The following is an 18,849-nucleotide window of genomic DNA, read 5'->3' as shown; positions in this document are numbered from 1 at the left end:
GTCTTTGTGGAAAAATTTGACCGCCTGATCGAGGAGCACATCCCCCGCCTGCGCCGCTATGCCCGGGCGCTGGCAGGAGATCGTACGCGTGCCGACGACTTGGTGCAGGACACGCTCGAACGCGCCTGGGGCAAATTCCATCTGTGGCGGCGCGACAGCGACCTGCGTGCCTGGCTGTTCTCCATCATGCACAATGTATATGTGAACGGCGTCAGGAAAAACAGTGCTTCGCCCATGCTGTTACCGCTGGAAGAGGATACGCTGGATGTACCGGTACGTGCCACCCAGGACGACGGGCTCCAGGTCAGGGATGTGCATGCGGCGCTCGGCTGCCTGTCTCAAGAGCAGCGCGAAGTCTTGCTGCTGGTCGGGCTGGAGGAAATGCGTTACGAAGAAGTGGCGAAAATACTGGATGTGCCGCTGGGAACGGTGATGTCGCGCCTGTCGCGCGGACGCGAGCGCCTGCGCCAGATTATGGCGGGCGGGGCCGTTCCGGCATTGAGGGTGGTGAAATGAGCGAGCAGATGCAGACTGTGAACGAGGATGAATTGCAGGCCTATGCCGATGGCCAGCTGGATGAAAAACGCTGCGCAGAGGTGGCTGCGTGGCTGGCCAGCCACCCTGTCGAGGCCGGGCGGGTGGAGGATTGCCGGCGCCAGAACGAGGCCTTGCATGCCTTGTTCGATCCGGTGCTGGACGAGCCGGTGCCGCCACGCCTGCAAAGACCGGCACCGGCTTCCTGGCATGGCATGTCCTTGCTGCGCCATGCTGCGGTAGTGGCGTGGCTGACTATCGGCGGTACGATCGGCTGGTTCCTGCATGGCACGCAGGATGTGCATTCCGGCACCACCATGGCCTTTGTCCGCCAGGCAGCTGTGGCCCATGTGGTATACACCCCTGAAGTGCGCCACCCGGTCGAAGTGGGCGCAGAGCAGGAAGCCCACCTGGTGGCCTGGCTGTCGAAACGGCTGGGCGTTTCAGTCAAGGCACCGCACTTGAGCGAGGCCGGCTATGAACTGGTCGGCGGCCGGCTATTGCCCGGCAGCAGCGGCCCGGCGGCGCAGTTCATGTATCAGGATGGGCGCGGCCAGCGCCTCACCCTGTACGTGCGGACGGATGGCGGCGACAGCCGGGAAACCGCATTTCGTTATGCGCGTGAAAACAACATCGGGGTGTTTTACTGGATCGATGGGCCGCTTGGCTATGCGCTATCCGGCGATCTGGAAAAAACCGAGTTACTTAAGGTGGCGCAGGCGGTTTACCACCAGCTTAATCCCTAACAAATCTTCACCACGATATCGTGCAACGTATTGGCGCAATGCGCCATGTTGTGAGCGGCATTGGAGAGGTGGCGATAGATTTCGCGGCGCTTGAACATGTTGATGTAGTCGTCGCCCTTGAACAACTCGGCCAAGGCGATGCGATACAGTCTTTCAACCCGCCGCTGCGCCTTGCGTGCTATATCAGCATCGTCCGCTGCCGTCAGGGGGGTGCTGCCCAGCTTGCCGAACCCCGCAACCAGGGCGTCTACGCCTTCCTGCAGCAGCTTGGACTTCTCGACGATAAAGGTGTCCGGCGTCACCCCAAGTACGTCCATTTCACTGACCGTGGTTTTGCAGTAGGTCACGATCCGGTCGAGATCGGCGATCGCCCGGTAAATGTCCTCCCGGTCTATCGGGGTGGAGAAGGCCTCGTTCAGGGCATGGAGGTTGCGCATTTTGATGAGGTCGGCCTCATGCTCATCCTGCTTGATTTTTTTCCCCAGGGTTTCGTCACCGGTTTTCATGAATTCAACCAGATCATCCACCGAAAGGCTGACCATCTCGCATTGTTCAGTCAGCAACTTGAAGAAGTTGGGCGTTTTCGGAAACACGCGATTGTAGAGCGCTGAGAGGAGGGATTTGGATGGTTCGCTCATGGCTTATCCTATCGAGTTCATTGTCAGCTGCACGATGAAATAACATGCGATCGCCACTATTGCCGCACCGGGGATGGTGATCAGCCAAGTTATGGAAATCTCTTTCGCTTTCGCCCAACGCACCGCCTTGGGGCGCTCCGAGGCGCCGATCCCCATAATCGAGGTGGCGACGACATGGGTAGTGGAAACAGGTGCCCCGACCAGCGAGGCGGCGAAAATCAATCCCGCTGAGGTGAGCTGGGAATCCAGCGCATGCAGCGGTCGCACTTTGTAGATGGCAAAGCCCAGGGTGCGCACGATGCGCCAGCCGCCGGACATGATGCCCAGTGTAATCGCCGTGGCGCAGGCCAGCATCACCCAGAATGGCACGACGAATTCATGGATGAAGCCGCCCAGCAGCAACACCAGAGTGAGGATGCCCATGCTTTTCTGCGCGTCGTTGGCGCCGTGGGAAAAAGCCAGGCCGGCGGCAGTGAGGAACTGGACGCGGCGCAAGCTGCGATTGATCGTGTGACTCGCGCCACGCAGCAGAAACAGCATCAGGCGGTGCAGAAAGAAACCCACCCAGAAGCCGATTAGCGGCGACAGCACCAAGGCCAGCAGCACCTTGGTAACACCGGTGAAATGACCATGCAACAGCAACTCCTCGAAACCCCATGCGACATGATCGGCGCCGACGGCCACCGCCACCACGCCGGCGAGGCCACCCACCAAGGCATGCGAGGAAGAAGAAGGAATGCCTCGCCACCAGGTCAGCAGATTCCAGACGATGGCGCCCACCAGTCCGCACAGGATGATGGTGAGCGATACCGTGGCTTTCAAGTCGCCCAAGGTGATGAAGTTGCCGATGGTATTGGCGACCGCCGTGCCGCCCAGCAGCGGGCCGAGGAATTCGAAAAAACCGACGATCACCACCGCTTGCACCGGAGTCATGGCGCGCGAAGCGATCACCGTGGCGACGATATTGGCGGCGTCGTGAAACCCATTGGTGTAATCGAACAAGAGCACTATCAGCACCGCGGCGATAGCCAGAATCAGCACGACATCCATGGTTGGCGCGAGAAGAAATTGGTGAGTCTTCAGGCTAGCATCGTTTGGCGTTATCGTGTGCGCTTTTTCGGGCAAGAAAACTTTCCGTCTTCAGGGTGTCTGATTAACCGAGCCACATCCCATGAGGGCAGGAAAAGAGGCTCCTGGGCTAATGGCGCCACGGTCCTAAGCATGGGCGCGATTCAGCGCAGACAGCAGCGCTTTCAGCGATGCACTTACCGTGTCGTGATCCAGCGCGGTGCCCGAAATGCGCAGGCCATCGATGTTGATTTGCACGTAGGCTATCGCTTCGGCATCGGTGCCTGAACCAATGGCGTGCTCGGAGTAATCCACCACGGTTAACTGCTGTCCGCTGTGGCGCATCCAGCTATCGACGAAAGCGGAAAGCGCACCTTCCCCTTCGCCGTGCAGCGCGTGTTCCACGCCATTTTCGACGATGTGCGCGGCGATAACGTCCTGGCTGCTGCTACGCTCCAGCCGGTAGCCTTTCAGCGCCACCGGTTCCTGGTCGGCGACGAAATGTTGCATGAATAGCGCATGGATGGTGGCGCTGTCGATCTCGCCGCTACGCGCCTCGCTCACCCGTTGCACCACCTGGGCCAATTCCACCTGCATCCAGCGCGGCAGGTTCAGGCCGTAATCTCGCGCCAGCACGAACGCCACGCCGCCCTTGCCGGACTGGCTGTTGATGCGGATAACAGCCTGGTAATCGCGCCCCAGGTCCTTGGGGTCGATGGGCAGGTAGGCCACCTGCCATGGTTCGTCCGGCTGCTGCCGGTGCAGGCACTTGTTGATTGCGTCCTGATGGCTGCCGGAGAAGGCGGTATACACCAGTTCGCCGAGCCATGGGTGGCGCGGATGCAAGGATATGCCGGTGCATTCGCTCGCCACCTGGATGATCTCGTCCGGGTTGGAAAGATCGAGTTGCGGATCGACACCCTGGCTGTAGAGGTTCATCGCCATGGTAACGATGTCCACGTTGCCGGTGCGTTCGCCGTTGCCGAGCAGGGTGCCCTCCACACGTTCTGCGCCCGCCAGCAGCGCCAGTTCCGCCGCCGCCACGGCGCAGCCCCGGTCGTTGTGGGTATGTACCGAGAGCACGATACTGTCGCGGCGGCTGATGTGGGTGGCGAAATATTCCACCTGGTCGGCGAAGAAATTCGGCGAGGCGACTTCCACGGTGGTCGGCAAGTTGATGATGCAGGGGTGCTGCGGCGTCGGCTGCCAGACATCCAGCACCGCTTCGCACACCGTCACGGCGTAGTCGGATTCGGTGCTGGTGAAGCTCTCGGGGGTGTATTCGAACACCCACGCTGTCTCCGGGTGTTTCGCGGCCTCGCGCTTTACCCACTCGGCGCCTTGCCGGGCGATGGCGGTAATGCCGTCGCGATCCAGGCCGAACACCCGTTCGCGCTGCACCGTGGAGGTCGAATTGTAGACATGCATGACGGCGCGCCGCGCCCCGCGCAACGCCTCGAATGAACGCACGATCAGCTCCTCGCGCGCCTGCACCAGCACCTGCACGGTCACGTCGCCGGGGATCTGGTCGTTCTCTATCAGCCAGCGCACGAAATCGTAATCCGGCTTGCTGGCCGAGGGGAAGCCCACCTCGATTTCCTTGAAACCGAGCTTGACCAGCAGCGCCCACAGCCGCCGCTTTTGTCCGACGCTCATGGGCTCGAGCAGCGCCTGGTTGCCGTCGCGCAAATCGACGCTGACCCAGCGCGGGGCCTGCGTGATGGTGCGGCTCGGCCACTGGCGATGGCGCATGGGCGCCGCCGGGGTGGGGCGATACTTGCTGTGGTCAAAGGTTTTCATGATTCATCTCCTGGGTTGCCGTGGCGACGGCTTGTGTCGCGCTTCGGGTAGGAGAAAGATTACGGCAAATGCCGAAGCAGGTGCTTGCTAAATGCGCCATGCATTGAATAATTACGGCAATAATATTACTGTTAAACATGAAATCGCGGCATAATATGCCTTTGGATCTGATTTTTGAGCAAGCCTATGGAACTCGATCGTTACGACCGGCGTATTCTCGAAGTGTTGCAGAAAGAGGGGCGCATCAGCAATCAGGAGCTGGCCGACCGCATCGGCTTGTCGCCTTCACCTTGTTTGCGCCGGGTGCGCGCCCTGGAAGATTCAGGTTTGATTCTTGGCTACCGTGCATTGCTGGATGCGAAGAAACTGGGCTACTCGCTGATGACGCTGATCCACATTTCCATGGACCGCCATACCCCAGAGCGATTCGCGAATTTCGAGGCCAGTGTCGGCGAATTGCCGGAAGTATTGGAGTGCCTGTTGATTACCGGGCAGGATGCCGACTATCAGCTCAAAGTCATCGCGCATGACATGGAAGCTTACCAAGAACTGCTGCTCAACCGGATCACCCGCATCGAAGGCGTATCCGGCGTGCACTCCAGCTTCGTTTTGCGCCGCGTGGTAGACAAGTCGGCACTGCCGGTGGGCCGAGCTTGAAGACTTGGCGCATTCCTGGCCGGCAAACTCCCTAATCCAGCGTCTTACGATAGCGTTTCAGGCCGATCGCCACCACCGTCAGCAGGAACAGGCCGATCGGCCACAGGTGCGGCAGGGTTTCCAGCAGGCCGTTGCCCTTCAGCAGGATGCCGCGCACCATGCGCAAAAAATGGGTCAAAGGCAGCAGGCTGCCGACGTTCTGCGCCCACTCCGGCATGCCGCGGAACGGGAACATGAAGCCGGACAGCAGCAGCGATGGCAGGAAGAAAAAGAAGGTCATCTGCATCGCCTGCATCTGGTTCTTTGCCACGGTGGAAAACATCAGTCCGACCGCCAGGTTGGCGGCGATGAAGGCGAGTACCACGGTGTAAAGCAGCACGACGCTGCCGAGTATCGGCACGCCGAAGATCAGGCGCGCCGCCAGCAAGATCAGTGTCACCTGGACGTAGCCGACCATGATGTAGGGCACGATTTTTCCGGCCATCACCTCGAACGGCCGCACCGGCGTGGCAAGCAGGTTTTCCATGGTGCCGCGCTCGCGCTCGCGGGTCATGGCGAGGCCGGTCTGCATGATCATGGTCATGGTCAGGATCACGCCCATCAGGCCCGGCACGATGTTGTACTGGGTGATACCTTCCGGATTATAGCGGCGGTGAAGTTGAACCTCGAACGGGCCGGGCGCGCCTTGCAGCGGTTGCAGCGCGCCTTGCAGGTCGCGATTGAGGGCGGTCTGGGCCAACTGGCTCAGTGCACCGACCGCGTTGCCGACGGCAGTGGGGTCGGTGGCATCGGCCTCGACCAGAATCGCCGGGTGTTCTCCGCGTACCAGCTTGCGCGCGAAATTCTCCGGGATGCTGACCACGAACTGGACATCGCCCTCGGCGATCAGCCGCTCGGCCTCGGCCTCGCTGTGCGGCTGCGCGGTCACCTTGAAATAGCCGCTGTTTTCCAGGGAACGCACAAAGCTGCGCGAGAACTCGCTGTGGTCGGACACCAGCACCGCCGTGGGCAGGTTCTTGGGGTCGGAATTGATGGCAAAGCCGAACAGCACCAGCTGAATCATCGGAATGCCAACCATCATGGCGAAGGTCAGGCGATCGCGCCGCATCTGGATAAATTCCTTGGTGACCACGGCAAGAAAGCGGTGCCAGGCGAAACGTTCAGACATTGTCTTTGGCCTTTTCCATCATCTGGATGAAGATATCCTCCAACCCCGGCGATGCTTGCGTCCAGCGGCACCCGGACTGCTCCCTGAACGGTTCGATGGACTGCTCCAGCAACGCCGCATCCGTGCCGCTGACATGCAGAACGTTGCCGAACGGAACCACCTGGCTCACCCCCGGCAACCCGCGCAGTTTCGCGGCGAGCGCATAAAGATCGGCACACTCTACCGTCCAGGTGACGATGCCGGAGTTTTCCACCACTTCAGCTACCGTGCCCTCGGCCAGCAAATGGCCGTAGGCGATGTAGGCGAGGCGATGGCAACGTTCCGCTTCATCCATGTAGTGGGTGCTGACCAGCACCGTAATGCCGGTGGCGGCGAGCTGGTGAATCTCGTCCCAGAAATCGCGCCGCGCCTTGGGGTCTACCCCGGCGGTAGGTTCATCCAGAAGCAACAATTTTGGATCGTGCAGCATGCAGGCGGCCAGCGCCAGGCGCTGCTTCCAGCCGCCCGACAGGGTACCTGCCAGCTGCTTCTGGCGGTCGGCCAGGCCGAGCCGTTCCAGCGAACGTTCCACCGCCTCGTTGCGGTTGGCCATACCGTAGATGCGGGCGGTGAAATCCAGGTTCTCACGAATAGTGAGATCTTCGTACAGGCTAAAACGTTGCGTCATGTAACCGACCTGGCGCTTGATCTGGCGCGTTTCGCGGATGACATCGTAGCCCAGGCAGGTGCCGCTCCCGCTGTCGGGCGTCAGCAGGCCGCACAACATGCGGATAGTGGTGGTCTTGCCGCTACCGTTGGGGCCAAGGAAGCCGTAGATTTCGCCGCGCCGCACCTGCAGGGCGAGGTCGTTCACCGCCACCAGATCGCCGAAACGCTTGACCAACCCGGTGACGTCGATGGCCAGCGTGTCGTTATTCATGGTGTTAAAGCCTGACATCCATCGGCTGGCCGGGGCGAAGCTTTGCGGCATCAGTCGGAGCAGGCCGCGCTTCGACTAAGAACACCAGCTTGCCGCGATTTTCCTTGCTGTAGATCACTGGTGGGGTGTATTCGGCTTGCGGCGAGATGTAGCTGATCGCGGCGGAAATCGGTGCGGCGCAGCCGTCGCAGGAGAGCGTGACGGCCTGCCCGGTTTTCAGTGAGCCGACCCGGGTTTCCGGCACGAAGAAGCGCACCTTGATGTTTTGCGGTGGCAGCAGCGACACCACCGGGCTGCCGGCGGGCACCCACTCTCCCTGGACGTAAAGCGTGTCCTGCACCAGTCCGGCAACCGGCGCCTTCACACTCTTCTGGCCGAGCGACCAGTCGGCGCGGGCGAGGGTAGCGCGCGCTGCGGCCACTGCCGCTTCCGCGGCTCGAATTTCATCGACCCGTGCCGCCAGCTTGGCGGTGGCGAGTTGGGCTTCCAGTTCTTTCAAACGTTCACGGTCGCGCTTAAGAACACTGCGACCGGCGTCCAGTTTCTGGCTGGAAATAAATCCCGCTTTCGCGAGTTTCTCGTCGCGCGAAAAATCAGCCTCGGACAGTTTCAGGGCGGCCCGCGCCTGCTCGCGCTGGGCGACGATGGCGTCCAGTTCGGCGGGACGCTTGCCCTTCTTCAGGTTTTCCAGTTGCGCATCAGTGCGTTTCAGTCCTTGTGATGCCTCGTCGCGCGCCGCTTTCTCATTGTCCTGTTCCAGTGCGAACAAGGGTGCGCCGGCGTCGATCTGTGCGCCGCGCTGCACTGCCAAAACACTGAGCGATCCGGCATAAGGAGCGGCAATACGCACGAATTCGCCTTCGGCATAGCCTTGGTAAACCTGTGCAGATTCGTGCGAACAGGCGGCCAGGCCGGCCACCGTAATCAGCAGCCCTGCTTGCCACTTGCGCGCTGGTTTGCATTTCATCACTCTTCCTTCATTTGCAGATGACGTGTGCGCCAGCGCTCAAGCGCACTTTCCACCAGTGAATACACCGCCGGCACCACCACCAGGGTGAGCAGAGTAGAGGTAATCATACCGCCAATCACCGCTACCGCCAGCGGACCGTTGGTTTCCGCGCCGGCCCCCAAGCCCAGTGCTGCCGGCAACAGGGCCAGGATCACTGTCATCGAGGTCATCAGCACTGGCCGCATCCGGATCGGACAGGCATCGGAAAGTGCTTCGTCGATGCCCTTTCCTTCTTTGCGCCGCTGATTGGTGAGATCCACCAGAAGGATCGAGTTCTTCGCCACCAGGCCGATCAACAGCACCAGGCCGATCATCGAGTAGATGTTGAGGGTGTGGTTGAACAGCCACAAGGCCATCACCCCGCCGATGATGGCCAGCGGCTGCGCCACCATGATGATGAAGGGCTGGATGAAGGAGTTGAACTGGCTTGCCAGCACCATGTACAGCAGGACCATCGCCAGGGAAAAGGCGAAAATCATGTTCTGCATGGTCTTGCCAAACTCCTCCGCCTGACCGATCATTTTTACGGTATAGCCCATCGGCAGCATTTCCGCAGTGGCGGCTTTCACTTTGCTCACAGCATCGCCGAGCGGGATTGTGGGTGAGCCGTAGAAGGTGGCGGCATATTGCAAGTCGAAGCGGCCGATTACTGCGGGTCCCAGCGTCTGCTTCACGTTCGCCACAGTGTCGAGACGCACCAGCGACCCATCGCGGGAACGCAGGTAAACCTTGTTCAGATCGGAAGGCTGCCTGAATTCGCCGTCCTTGGCCTTGACCCGGATATCGTAGCGCTGACCATCTCCCGGCACGTCATTGAATTTGGCAATGTCTACGCCGCCGGAGAGCAGGTTGAGTGCAAGCGCCACGTCCTGGGTCGTCAGCCCCGCAGAAGCAATCCGGGTGCGGTCGGGATCGAGGACGAGTTGCGGCAGGTCGAGCTGCAAATCGAGGTCCATGCGTCCCAGGCCAGGGTCCGCCGAAAGGGTTTGCTGCAGCGACTTGGCCAAGCGCCCTACTTCGTCGAGATTGGGCCCATTAATCACGAACTGCAAGGGCTCGCCTCGCTGGCCACCGACCATCGGATAGGGTGCGGCGAAAGCGCGCGCACCGGGGATTTGCGCCAGCTCCTTGCGAATCACGGGGATGACGTCCTGCTGCTTGATTTTCCGCTCTCCGCGCGGCGCCATGCGCACCACCACCATCCCCTGATTGACCTGTCCCGCATTGCCGAGGCCGATCAGGGCAAACTCAGTGACGATCTCCTTGTGGCTGAACAGCAGCTTCTCGACCATGCGTAAACGGCTGTCAGTGTATTCGATGCTGGAGCCGAGCGGGGTACGCAGGTTTATCAGGAAGCGGCCTTCATCCTCTTCAGGGACGAAAGTTTTGCCCACGTTGATGAAAAAATAGCTGCTCGCAACGACGGTCACCAGGGTCAACGCAACCACCTTCCAGCGGTGGCGTAGCGCCTTGTCGAGCAAATAACGGTACAGGCTGTCCATGCCGTGAAAGAAACGATCCAGGATGTAATACACGCGTCCGTGCTGCTTTCCCACCTTGAGGTAACGCGAGCACAACATCGGCGTCAGGGTGAGCGATACGAACAGGGACACCAGCACGCCGAAGGTCACCACTACCGCGAAGGATTTGAAGAACTGGCCGATGATGCCACCCATAAAGATCACCGGTGCGAAAATCGACACCAGCGACAGCGTCGCCGCGATCACCGCGAACATCACTTCGTGGCTGCCGTTGACCGCAGCGGTGACCGGGTCGGCGTCGATTTCCTCGCGGTGGCGAAAGATGTTTTCCAGCACCACGATGGCATCATCGACCACCACGCCGATCAGCAGCAGCAGGGCGAGCATGGTGAGCGAATTGAGGGTGTAGCCGAAGAAGTAGATCACCGCCACCGCGCCCATCAGCGATACCGGAATGGCTGTGGCGATGATCAGTGTGGAGCGCATGCTGCGCAGGAACAGCCAGACGATCAGCGAGGCCAGCAGCGTGCCTTCGAGCAGATGTTCCTTCAGGGAATTGACGATCTCGTTGATGAAGATCGCGTCGTTGGAGACGACGTTTAGCGTCATGCCCGGCGGCAGTTGCGGGATGATCTCGGTTTCCAGGCGCTTCTTGATCGCGTCGACAATTGCCACGGTGTTGGTATTGGTGACCTTGACGATGCCCAGGCCAACGGTGGTCTTGCCCATGAAGCGCGCGAGCTGCCGGTAATCGGCCAGGCCATCCTCAACTTCGGCAATGTCGCGGAGACGCACCGGTGAGCCATCGCGGTAGGCGACGATCATTTTTTCCAGGTCGTCGAGACGGTGGAATTCCAGGTCGAGTTTGATCAGATTTTCGGTTTTCTGGCCCACCAGAAAACCGCCGGCGAGCTGGACATGCTCGTTGGCAAAGGCGGTGTTGATATCCTGAGCGGTGACCTTGAACGCGGTCATCTTAGCCGGCAACAGATTAACCCGGATGGTGCGGTCGCGCCGACCGCCCAAACGCACCTCACCGACGCCGTCGATGGTTTCCAGGCGCTTCTTGATGATATTGACGGCATACTGGTTGAGTTGCTGCTGGGTGCGATCGCCGCGCAGCGCCAGCCACATGATAGGCATGGCATTGGTCTCGACCTTGGCGACGACGGGGGGGTCAGCATCCTTGGGCAAACGGCGCAAGACCTGGTTGACCTTGGCCTGCACCTCGTTGAAGGCGACATCGACTCTCTTGTCCAGGCCGAAGGTGATGTTGATCACCGATACACCAGGCGAAGAAGTGGACTGGATGTGTTCGATGCCGGGAACGCTGTTGATCGACGTCTCGATCACGTTGGTGATGCTGGCGTCGACGATATCGGGATTGGCACCCTTCAGCGTGGTGGAAATTGAGACGACAGGAAACTCGATTTGGGGAAAGCGATCCATGCCGATGCGCTGGTAGCTGATGTAGCCGAACAGCACCAGCACCGCGGACAGCATGAACGCCAGCACGTGGCGCTTGACGGAAAGTTCGGGCAAGGTCATTTCTGTTCGCCTTTTTTGCCGCTCACTTCTTTCACACTGACCGCAGCTTTGTCCGTAAGGAAACCCGCGCCATCAACGGCTACCGTTTCCCCTGATCTTATGCCCTGTAAAATTTCCACCTGACCGTTCTGGGTGACGCCGGTAATGACAACGTACTGAACAGCCTTGCCATTATCGATCACGTAGACCACCTTCCCGGCAGGTCGCAGCACCACGCTCACCTCCGGTACGGTGACCGCCTCTGCATGCTCCTCGACGACGACTGCGCCGTTGACCGAAGCGCCCGGCTTCCAGCCACCCGGGTTCTTGACTTCCACCACCGCATCGAAGGCGCGGTTGGTGCTGCCCACCATCGGCCGCACCTGTTCGATCTTGCCTATTACAGTGGCATCCGGTGCGGTCGGCGTAGAAAGCTTGACTACCTGGCCCACCTTGATGCGCTGTGCGGCGGTTTCAGGGAAAGGCAGGCGAACGCGCAAATTTTCGCTGGTGGAAAGCTGGAACACCGGCTTACCGAGATCGATCCAGTCGCCCACCGAAACCATGCGATTGTCGACCCGCCCATCCACCGGCGACAAAATCCGGGTGCGGGAAAGATTCTTGGCGGCACGAGTGTACTGCTCACGCGCGGAAACATTCTGGGCTTCGTATCCTTCCAGCAGGGAGGGCGAAACAAAACCCTTCCCGGCCAATTCGCGATAGCGTTCGGTCAGCTTGCGCTGGCTGGTTGCCTGGGCGGCCAGACGTTTCTCATCGGAGGAAAAATCAGTGGCATCGATTTCAGCCAGCAGTTGCCCCTTTTTTACCGGTGCACCTATTTCAACATGAACCTTGATAATGCGTCCCGCCACTTCGGCCCCCACCTTGGGTGAGGTGGAACTATCCGCCTCGCCGACCGACTGCTCCAGCACTTGCATGGTGCGCGATTGCGCCTGGATGACGGTGATGATCGCTGCCGACGGACCTTTCTTCTGCTCTTCGGGCTTTTTCGCGCACCCTGGCAGCAGCAGCACCGCACCGAGTAGGCAGGGGATCAGGATAAAATGGGTCGTTCGCATGATATTAGTCCAGGGGCTCATCAGGGTTTGGGCAGAATGCCGCACAACAGAATATCCATCAGCATCGTACTGTAACTTTCCGGCTTATCGGTAAAGTGGACGTCGGGAAAATGCCGCAGCACCTCGCGCGACTGGAAAAAGAAGACATCGGCGCCAATCAGCAACGTGGCCAGCATGGCGGGGTCGATGCCTTTGCGCAGCTCGCCTTTTTTCTGGCCGGTGCGCAGGATCGCCACCAGGCTCGCGAAATTCTGACCGAATACCTGCTCGGCGAATTCCTTGCCGCGTTGCGGCCCGTTTTCCAGCAAGTCGCGCTGGATCAGCCGGGAGATTTTTTCATCCTGCAGGATGTTGGTCAGATGCAATTGCGAGAAGGCGCGCAAACGTTCGACCAGGGTACCGGAACCGCTGCCGAGTTGATCGATCTGACTGCCGGATTCATGGCAGGCGGTTTTCAATACTTCGAGATAAAGCGCGTTCTTCGATTTGAAGTGATGAAAGACATTGGCCTTGCTGACACCGGCACGCTCCGCGATGGCATTCATCGATACCGCATTGAAGCCGGATTCGGCAAACAGATCCTTGGCCGCAGCGAGAATACGCTCGACCGCATCCGGGGCAGATGCAGACAAGTTAAGGGTGGGTTCTACCAGAGGCACAGCCAGTCTCGCCAAGTCAGGAAAAAAGAAAACAAATTAGCACCGGCTGACCGGTCGGTCAATATTGCGAGGAGTGTTTTTTGAGCGCAGGGAAAATCCTGCCAGGGGGAAATAAAATATAACGGCGGAGTTGATACTCCGCCGTTATATTTGGACTAGCGTTGACTACTTTTTCGCTGCAGCGACAGCGACAGGTGCTGCCGCAGGTTTGGCTGCAACCGCTTTTTTAGCCGGGGCTTTCTTGGCGACGGTTTTTTTCGCTGCAGGTTTGGCGGCGGGTTTTGCAGCAACCGCTTTTTTAGCCGGTGCTTTTTTAGCTGCAGTCGCTTTAGCTGGAGCTGCCTTTTTGACTGCCGCAGCAGGTTTCTTGGCGGCGGCAACGGGTTTTTTCGCTGCGGGTTTTTTCGCTGCTGCTTTGGCTACGGTCTTGGTGGCAGCTGCCTTGCTTACTGTTTTCTTGGCGGCTGGTTTAGCAGCGACCGCTTTTTTAGCCGGCGCTTTCTTGGCTGCGGTCGCCTTGGTTGCGGTGGTTTTTTTGACTGCTGGTTTTGCAGCGACTTTTTTCGCTGCGGGTTTGGCTACCGTTTTCTTGGCGGCGGGTTTTGCAGCAACCGCTTTTTTAGCCGGTGCTTTTTTAGCTGGTGCTGCCTTGGCTGCTGTTACAGGCTTGGCGGCAGTTTTTGCTGCGGCCACTGGTGCTGCCTTGGCTGCAGGTTTGGTTGCGGTCGCTTTGGCAGGTGCCTTCGCGGGAGACTTGGTCGCTTTCTTTATTGCCATTTGCTGACTCCTTATTGTAGAAAGTTATCTCGAGTACATTTTTATTTTGGCGCTGTCGGCAAATCCAAAATAAAGCGGCAGCACTGAACAACTGATTGCATCACCTTGTTGTTCCTCCCGTTAGGACTGCATGACCGAGAGCATGTTTCCGCCTTGCGCTCAAATTCTATTCCAATTATTTGGAAATACACAACATATAAAACGGCATCACAAAAAGAAAAACATTGGAAATAGACGGGCTTACGAGAGGTTATCCGAAATTATTTTTGTGCGCTACGGAGTAGAATAAAAAATGACAAAGGCCTATACCGGCCATGAGCAACGTTTTCGTGGCATATTTCTTATGGCGAATAGATTTTTTAAACCGGGAAAATAATCAGGGAAGCAGCCGTTCCAGCGCAAATAATTGCGAAATTTTTTCTCGCTCGCGAATCAAATGCGTGTTGTTTTTCTGCACAATAATTTCTGCAACGCGCGGTCGAGTATTGTAATTTGAACTCATGCTCATACCATATGCCCCTGCCGACATCACCGCCAGCAGGTCGCCTTCGGCGAGATGCAGGTGACGGTCATGGCCAAGAAAATCTCCACTCTCGCATACTGGACCGACGATTTCATAGCGTTGCGCAACGCCCGTATTTTCCATGACGGGAAGAATCGCATGATAGGCATCGTAAAGTGCAGGGCGCATCAAGTCGTTCATCGCAGCATCTACGAGGGCGAAATTTTTTGTATCGCCATGCTTGAGATATTCCACTTTGGTGAGCAGCAAACCCGCGTTGCCAACCAATGCGCGGCCCGGTTCTAGCAGAATCTTGAAGTTGCGATCGGCGAGCTTTTCCAGCAGCGTATCTGCGTAGTCGGTCACTGGCGGCGGCGTTTCGTCGCTGTAGCAAATGCCCAGACCGCCACCGAGATCGAGATGATGAATTTCGATGTTTTCATTTTTCAATGCATCGATCAGCAGCAAAATTTTATCCAGCGCATCGGCGAAGGGCGTCACCTCGGTAATTTGCGAGCCGATATGGCAATCGATGCCAGCCACATCCAGGTGCGGGAGATCGCGCGCCTTGCAATAAAGCCTGACGGCATCGGTATACGCGATACCAAATTTATTGCCCTTGAGACCGGTGGAAATATAGGGATGAGTTTTCGGGTCGACATCGGGGTTCACGCGCAAACTCACCGGTGCTCGCTTACCCATTTCACCGGCAATTTTATTCAGGCGTTCCAGCTCGCTTTCCGATTCGACATTGAAGCACAGAATGCCCGCTTCCAGCGCCTGGCGCATTTCATCCGCAGTTTTTCCGACGCCGGAGAAAACCACTTTTTTTGCATCTCCGCCAGCCGCCAGAACACGCGCCAACTCACCGCCGGAAACAATGTCGAAGCCTGCGCCGAGGCGCGCAAAAAGATTGAGAATTGCCAGACTGGAGTTGGCCTTCACCGCATAACATATCAGATGCTCGCGCTGAGAAAAAGCCGAGTCGAAACTTTGATAAGCTGCGGTTAATGCGGCATGAGAATAGACATAACAGGGCGTGCCGAATTCTTCGGCAATGCGGGAAAGAGGAACCGATTCGACGCACAATTCGGCATCATGGCGAGAGAAGAATTTCATGGTTTTTTCTCCTCGGCAGCAGCTTGCGGTGCTGCCGGAGTCGTGGCGGCAGAAGTCTGTTCAGGCGTGGGCAAATAGAGCGCGCCTTTGTGGCCACAACCCTGGAGCAAAATCAAAAGCAGAACTGGTAAAAAAACGAAGCGCATATTATTCTCGGAAGTCTGTAATGTTGCGCATCATCTTATCACAAGGAAAACTCGAAATGACCGAGAGCGAATTCAACAAACTGGCCGACGAAACCCTGGCCAGAATCGAACACTCAATTGACAATGGCGATACGGATATCGACTGCGAAATGAATGGCGGAGTGATGGAGCTGAGCTTCGAGAATGGCAGCAAGATCATCGTCAACCGACAGACTGCGACACGGGAAATTTGGGTTGCGGCGAAATCGGGGGGGTATCATTTTTTGTGGCGGGATGGGGCGTGGCATGACACGAAGGATGGGCTGGAATTGTTTGAGGCGTTGGGGAGGTATGCTAGTGAACAGGCGGGGGAGCAGATCAGTTTCTGATCTGTGGGCAAGAGATCTTACTCTTCGTCAAAATAATCTGAGTCTATTTTCTTAACTTCATACTGCCCAACTATTGATACACCGACATTATGTTCTGCCATCAGGGCGGCCAATCTTTCGCCGCCAATCAAAATTATTTTTGACTCGATCATTGATGCATATTCAAGAGCTTCTTTAGAAAAATTAGAAGTGGTTATAAACACCCCTTTTCTAGCTCGTTGCCCCTGCAATGCTCCGGCAAATTTCTGAATTTCTGGCCGCCCTACAGTGCCTTCCCATCGTTTTGCTTGGATATAGATGACGTCTAAACCCAGTCGATCTTCATTTATGATTCCATCAATACCACCATCACCACTCTTGCCGAGTGCGCGGCCAGCATCCTGTCTATTGCCGCCATAGCCCATTTTTACAAGAAGATCTATGACAAGTCTTTCGAAAAATGATGGGGAAGAATCTTTAACAGAAATAAGAATTTCATCTTCTAAGTTTTTGCTTAATGTCCGGTAGGCTGAAGCCAAGGAATCCTCAGGCGTTTCACTGGCAATAATTTCGATGGCGGAATTTTCGTAATTGCTTTTTGATGGATCTTTTTTACGGCTTCTAAACTCCTGGAATTCGGGATATCGCTCCAATAGGGAAACATTAATCTTTGCATGGCTCTCCGATAATAATTTTAGCCCTTGCTCAGTGATTTTAAAGTGACCACGCTTTGGTGATATCAGAAGCCCCGCTTGCTTTAAATAGGAACGCGCCCAGCCGACACGATTATTAAATACCGCCTGATTTCCGCTAGGCAATAATTCATTTTTTTCTTCATCAGACAGAGAAAACATGACCGCCAGCGACTCTACGGAGTCGCGGAATCTATGTTCCTCTTTGTCTGATGCCAGTTGAAGAACAGGGAGCATTAATGTCTGGTAGTCAGGGATTGCCATAGTTTTTGCAGGCTCCTTTATTTATGCGTCACGTTATATTCGATTTTAATTTTGAAACGTAGCTTGGTGTCTTGCGCAGCATAATTCCTGGGTAATAACCAAGGGCTTTTTTTATGACAATGGCCACTATAAGTATTTGCTCTGGTAGTTACAAGCGGTGCAGGATTTCGGGTGCGCTATGCGCAAATGTTCAGGTGCCGGGGCTGCCCGGCGGGCAGGTTACTTTTCTTGCTTCGCCAAGAAAAGTTAACCAAAAGAAGGCGACCCACCCGCACCGGCCCTTCGGGCTAAACCTCGGTTTTCCGAAAAGATCGGGCGGCTGCGGAACTCGCGCTTTGCGCTCAAACAGTCCTCGCCGATGGCCCCCGATATTTTCGGAAAACCGAGGCGGCACAGAAGGGGATTTGGGTTTTGTGGGCGAAGCCCGTATTTTGGGTGCCCTCCCCGTCGGGGAGGGCGGTTTTGTGTTGTTTTGTTTTTTGGTCCCCTTGGGCCGCCGCCGAGTAGCGCAGGCGAGCCGGGGGATTTTTGCGAGGACTGTCTGAGCGCAAAGCGCGAGTTCCGCAGCAACCCGGCTTGGTGAGCAACGCAGGGAACCCCGCAGGGGCGGTGGAGAGGGGCGGCTTTCTTTGGTTCCTTACTTTGGCCGTTTAAAGAAAGGAACTAGCCCGCCGGGCTACCCCCGGCACCCAAATAAAAAGGTGCGCACAGCGCACCCTACAAAACCAAAAAACTGCGCGAAGCGCAACCAAACCCCTAAACCGAACACCATGCCGCCCGAAACTCCTCCACAAACTCCACCACCTTCGTCTCGGGCAGACAATTGATCCCTGCGGCTGCCTTGCGCCCGCCGCCGCTGTCGAAACGCCGGCACAGGTCATCCGCTCCCGTCGGCGCGGTGAGAGGTGCGCGCACGCTGACGGTGTAACCATTTGAACGCCGCGTCAGAATCGCATGGGCGCGATTTGGCCAGGACTGCGCCAGACGATTGCCGAATGAACCGCTGACCCGACGGCTCCAGGCTTCGTCGGGCAGGATGTATAGCGCGCAGGCTTCTGTCACCATTTCTGGCTGGAGCGCCCCGGCTTTGGCCATATCTTCGGCATAACCTTGTTGCAGTTGTTGAAGCGCGGGCGCCTCGGTGATGAAAGCGAAAGGATCGGTATAGCTATGCAACAACCGGTATAACTCATCGGGTGGAAAATGGAGGTCAGCCAGCGTTTCCCCGTAGCTGTTGTAATTGAGACATTCACCCAGGCTCTGCAATGCATCGAGCTGGTCGGCGTTTAACTGCAAGGGTTCGGCCGCGCGACGCGCGGCCTTGTGGAGGTTGTCACCGAATGCACCGACTACCGCCCAGATGCGATACTGGGCCTGCAGGAAACGGTCGACCAGCAAGCTGGTGCAGATGTCGGGAGCGCGGTCGATATGGGCATCGAAGCCCAGATGAGCGGGAATGTCGCCGGGGAAATGATGGTCGAAATAAACCACACGAGCCCCCCCCTCCAACAAGGCAAGCAGCGCCTCCCGGTTCTTGTCCAGAGAGATGTCCAACACGGTGACCCTGTCACCCGGCTTCGCCACGACCCGCTCAAGTAGGGTAATATCCCTCTTCACCCCGGTTATGAGCTGGCTGTCCCTGGGATAAGCCAGTCGCAACTGGTGCAGGGCGCAAATTCCATCGGCGTCACCATTGAATACGTCGTAATGAGTCATA

The 18,849-nt window shown here is 57.6% G+C and carries 18 protein-coding genes; 5 read left to right on the top strand and 13 right to left on the bottom strand.

The features are described 5' to 3' along the window. The first annotated feature begins 6 nt into the window (after window positions 1-6). Together SCD_RS00920 and SCD_RS00915 are read left to right on the top strand one after the other, a co-directional pair. Window positions 7-516 (top strand): RNA polymerase sigma factor, encoded by a 510-nt coding sequence (locus SCD_RS00920; RefSeq protein WP_009207019.1) that lies wholly within the window; start codon window positions 7-9, stop codon window positions 514-516. Then, window positions 513-1,280, top strand: coding sequence for an anti-sigma factor family protein (locus SCD_RS00915; protein WP_009207020.1), 768 nt, complete (start codon window positions 513-515; stop codon window positions 1,278-1,280). The genes SCD_RS00920 and SCD_RS00915 overlap by 4 nt, the downstream gene beginning before the upstream one ends. Here SCD_RS00915 and SCD_RS00910 read toward each other — a convergent pair. The 3 genes from SCD_RS00910 to leuA all read right to left on the bottom strand — a co-directional run bounded on the left by SCD_RS00910 (window position 1,277) and on the right by leuA (window position 4,786). Then, window positions 1,277-1,918, bottom strand: coding sequence for a DUF47 domain-containing protein (locus SCD_RS00910; protein ID WP_009207021.1), 642 nt, complete (start codon window positions 1,916-1,918; stop codon window positions 1,277-1,279). The two genes, SCD_RS00915 and SCD_RS00910, sit on opposite strands and share 4 nt — an antisense overlap. 3 nt (window positions 1,919-1,921) lie before the next feature. Beyond that, window positions 1,922-3,043, bottom strand: coding sequence for an inorganic phosphate transporter (locus tag SCD_RS00905; RefSeq protein WP_021035734.1), 1,122 nt, complete (start codon window positions 3,041-3,043; stop codon window positions 1,922-1,924). A gap of 90 nt (window positions 3,044-3,133) precedes the next feature. Next, the gene (gene leuA, locus SCD_RS00900; RefSeq protein WP_009207023.1) at window positions 3,134-4,786 is read right to left on the bottom strand and encodes a 2-isopropylmalate synthase; all 1,653 of its coding nucleotides are present in this window, start codon (window positions 4,784-4,786) and stop codon (window positions 3,134-3,136) included. Between the two features lie 174 nt (window positions 4,787-4,960). On the opposite strand from leuA, the gene SCD_RS00895 reads away from it, so the two are divergent. Beyond that, window positions 4,961-5,443, top strand: a complete 483-nt coding sequence (locus SCD_RS00895) for an Lrp/AsnC family transcriptional regulator (RefSeq protein WP_009207024.1) — start codon at window positions 4,961-4,963, stop codon at window positions 5,441-5,443. A 31-nt stretch (window positions 5,444-5,474) separates the two neighbouring features. Here the strand turns inward: SCD_RS00895 and SCD_RS00890 are convergent, their stop codons facing one another. The 6 genes from SCD_RS00890 to SCD_RS16950 are packed head-to-tail and all read right to left on the bottom strand — an operon-like array spanning window position 5,475 to window position 13,285. Beyond that, window positions 5,475-6,611 carry an ABC transporter permease gene (locus SCD_RS00890; RefSeq protein ID WP_009207025.1) on the bottom strand — a complete coding sequence of 379 codons (1,137 nt, stop codon included), beginning with the start codon at window positions 6,609-6,611 and terminating at the stop codon, window positions 5,475-5,477. Continuing rightward, on the bottom strand, window positions 6,604-7,530 hold the full coding sequence (locus SCD_RS00885; RefSeq protein WP_009207026.1) for an ABC transporter ATP-binding protein: 927 nt from the start codon (window positions 7,528-7,530) through the stop codon (window positions 6,604-6,606). Before SCD_RS00885 ends, SCD_RS00890 begins: the two co-directional genes overlap by 8 nt. A gap of 4 nt (window positions 7,531-7,534) precedes the next feature. Continuing rightward, complete coding sequence (locus SCD_RS00880) at window positions 7,535-8,497, bottom strand: HlyD family secretion protein (RefSeq protein ID WP_009207027.1); 963 nt, start codon at window positions 8,495-8,497, stop codon at window positions 7,535-7,537. Beyond that, a complete protein-coding gene (locus SCD_RS00875) occupies window positions 8,497-11,568 on the bottom strand; it encodes an efflux RND transporter permease subunit (protein ID WP_009207028.1) in 3,072 nt (1,023 codons plus the stop codon). The genes SCD_RS00880 and SCD_RS00875 overlap by 1 nt, the downstream gene beginning before the upstream one ends. Then, a complete protein-coding gene (locus SCD_RS00870; RefSeq protein WP_070099577.1) occupies window positions 11,565-12,626 on the bottom strand; it encodes an efflux RND transporter periplasmic adaptor subunit in 1,062 nt (353 codons plus the stop codon). The genes SCD_RS00875 and SCD_RS00870 overlap by 4 nt, the downstream gene beginning before the upstream one ends. 20 nt (window positions 12,627-12,646) lie before the next feature. Further along, window positions 12,647-13,285, bottom strand: a complete 639-nt coding sequence (locus SCD_RS16950; RefSeq protein ID WP_009207030.1) for a TetR/AcrR family transcriptional regulator — start codon at window positions 13,283-13,285, stop codon at window positions 12,647-12,649. A gap of 208 nt (window positions 13,286-13,493) precedes the next feature. Here SCD_RS16950 and SCD_RS16775 point away from each other — a divergent pair, with 208 nt between their 5' ends. After that, window positions 13,494-14,069 (top strand): hypothetical protein, encoded by a 576-nt coding sequence (locus SCD_RS16775; protein ID WP_232504421.1) that lies wholly within the window; start codon window positions 13,494-13,496, stop codon window positions 14,067-14,069. A 369-nt stretch (window positions 14,070-14,438) separates the two neighbouring features. Here SCD_RS16775 and lysA read toward each other — a convergent pair whose 3' ends face one another. Together lysA and lptM are read right to left on the bottom strand one after the other, a co-directional pair. Beyond that, complete coding sequence (gene lysA, locus SCD_RS00855) at window positions 14,439-15,683, bottom strand: diaminopimelate decarboxylase (protein WP_009207032.1); 1,245 nt, start codon at window positions 15,681-15,683, stop codon at window positions 14,439-14,441. Further along, window positions 15,680-15,829 (bottom strand): LPS translocon maturation chaperone LptM, encoded by a 150-nt coding sequence (gene lptM, locus SCD_RS16770; RefSeq protein WP_148290717.1) that lies wholly within the window; start codon window positions 15,827-15,829, stop codon window positions 15,680-15,682. Before lptM ends, lysA begins: the two co-directional genes overlap by 4 nt. A 20-nt stretch (window positions 15,830-15,849) precedes the next feature. Here lptM and cyaY point away from each other — a divergent pair, with 20 nt between their 5' ends. Further along, window positions 15,850-16,197: an iron donor protein CyaY gene (gene cyaY, locus SCD_RS00850; protein ID WP_332370308.1), complete on the top strand. Its 348-nt coding sequence runs from the start codon at window positions 15,850-15,852 to the stop codon at window positions 16,195-16,197. Between the two features lie 17 nt (window positions 16,198-16,214). Here cyaY and SCD_RS00845 read toward each other — a convergent pair whose 3' ends face one another. Then, window positions 16,215-17,132: a restriction endonuclease gene (locus tag SCD_RS00845; protein WP_009207034.1), complete on the bottom strand. Its 918-nt coding sequence runs from the start codon at window positions 17,130-17,132 to the stop codon at window positions 16,215-16,217. 756 nt (window positions 17,133-17,888) lie between these two features. Further along, complete coding sequence (locus SCD_RS00840; RefSeq protein ID WP_009207035.1) at window positions 17,889-18,848, bottom strand: DHH family phosphoesterase; 960 nt, start codon at window positions 18,846-18,848, stop codon at window positions 17,889-17,891. Window position 18,849: the final 1 nt, after the last annotated feature.

The sequence above is a fragment of the Sulfuricella denitrificans skB26 genome (genome assembly GCF_000297055.2).
Taxonomy (GTDB): Bacteria; Pseudomonadota; Gammaproteobacteria; order Burkholderiales; family Sulfuricellaceae; genus Sulfuricella; species Sulfuricella denitrificans.
Note: the sequence above shows the minus strand (reverse complement) of the source record. Positions and strands in the feature narration are given on the sequence as shown.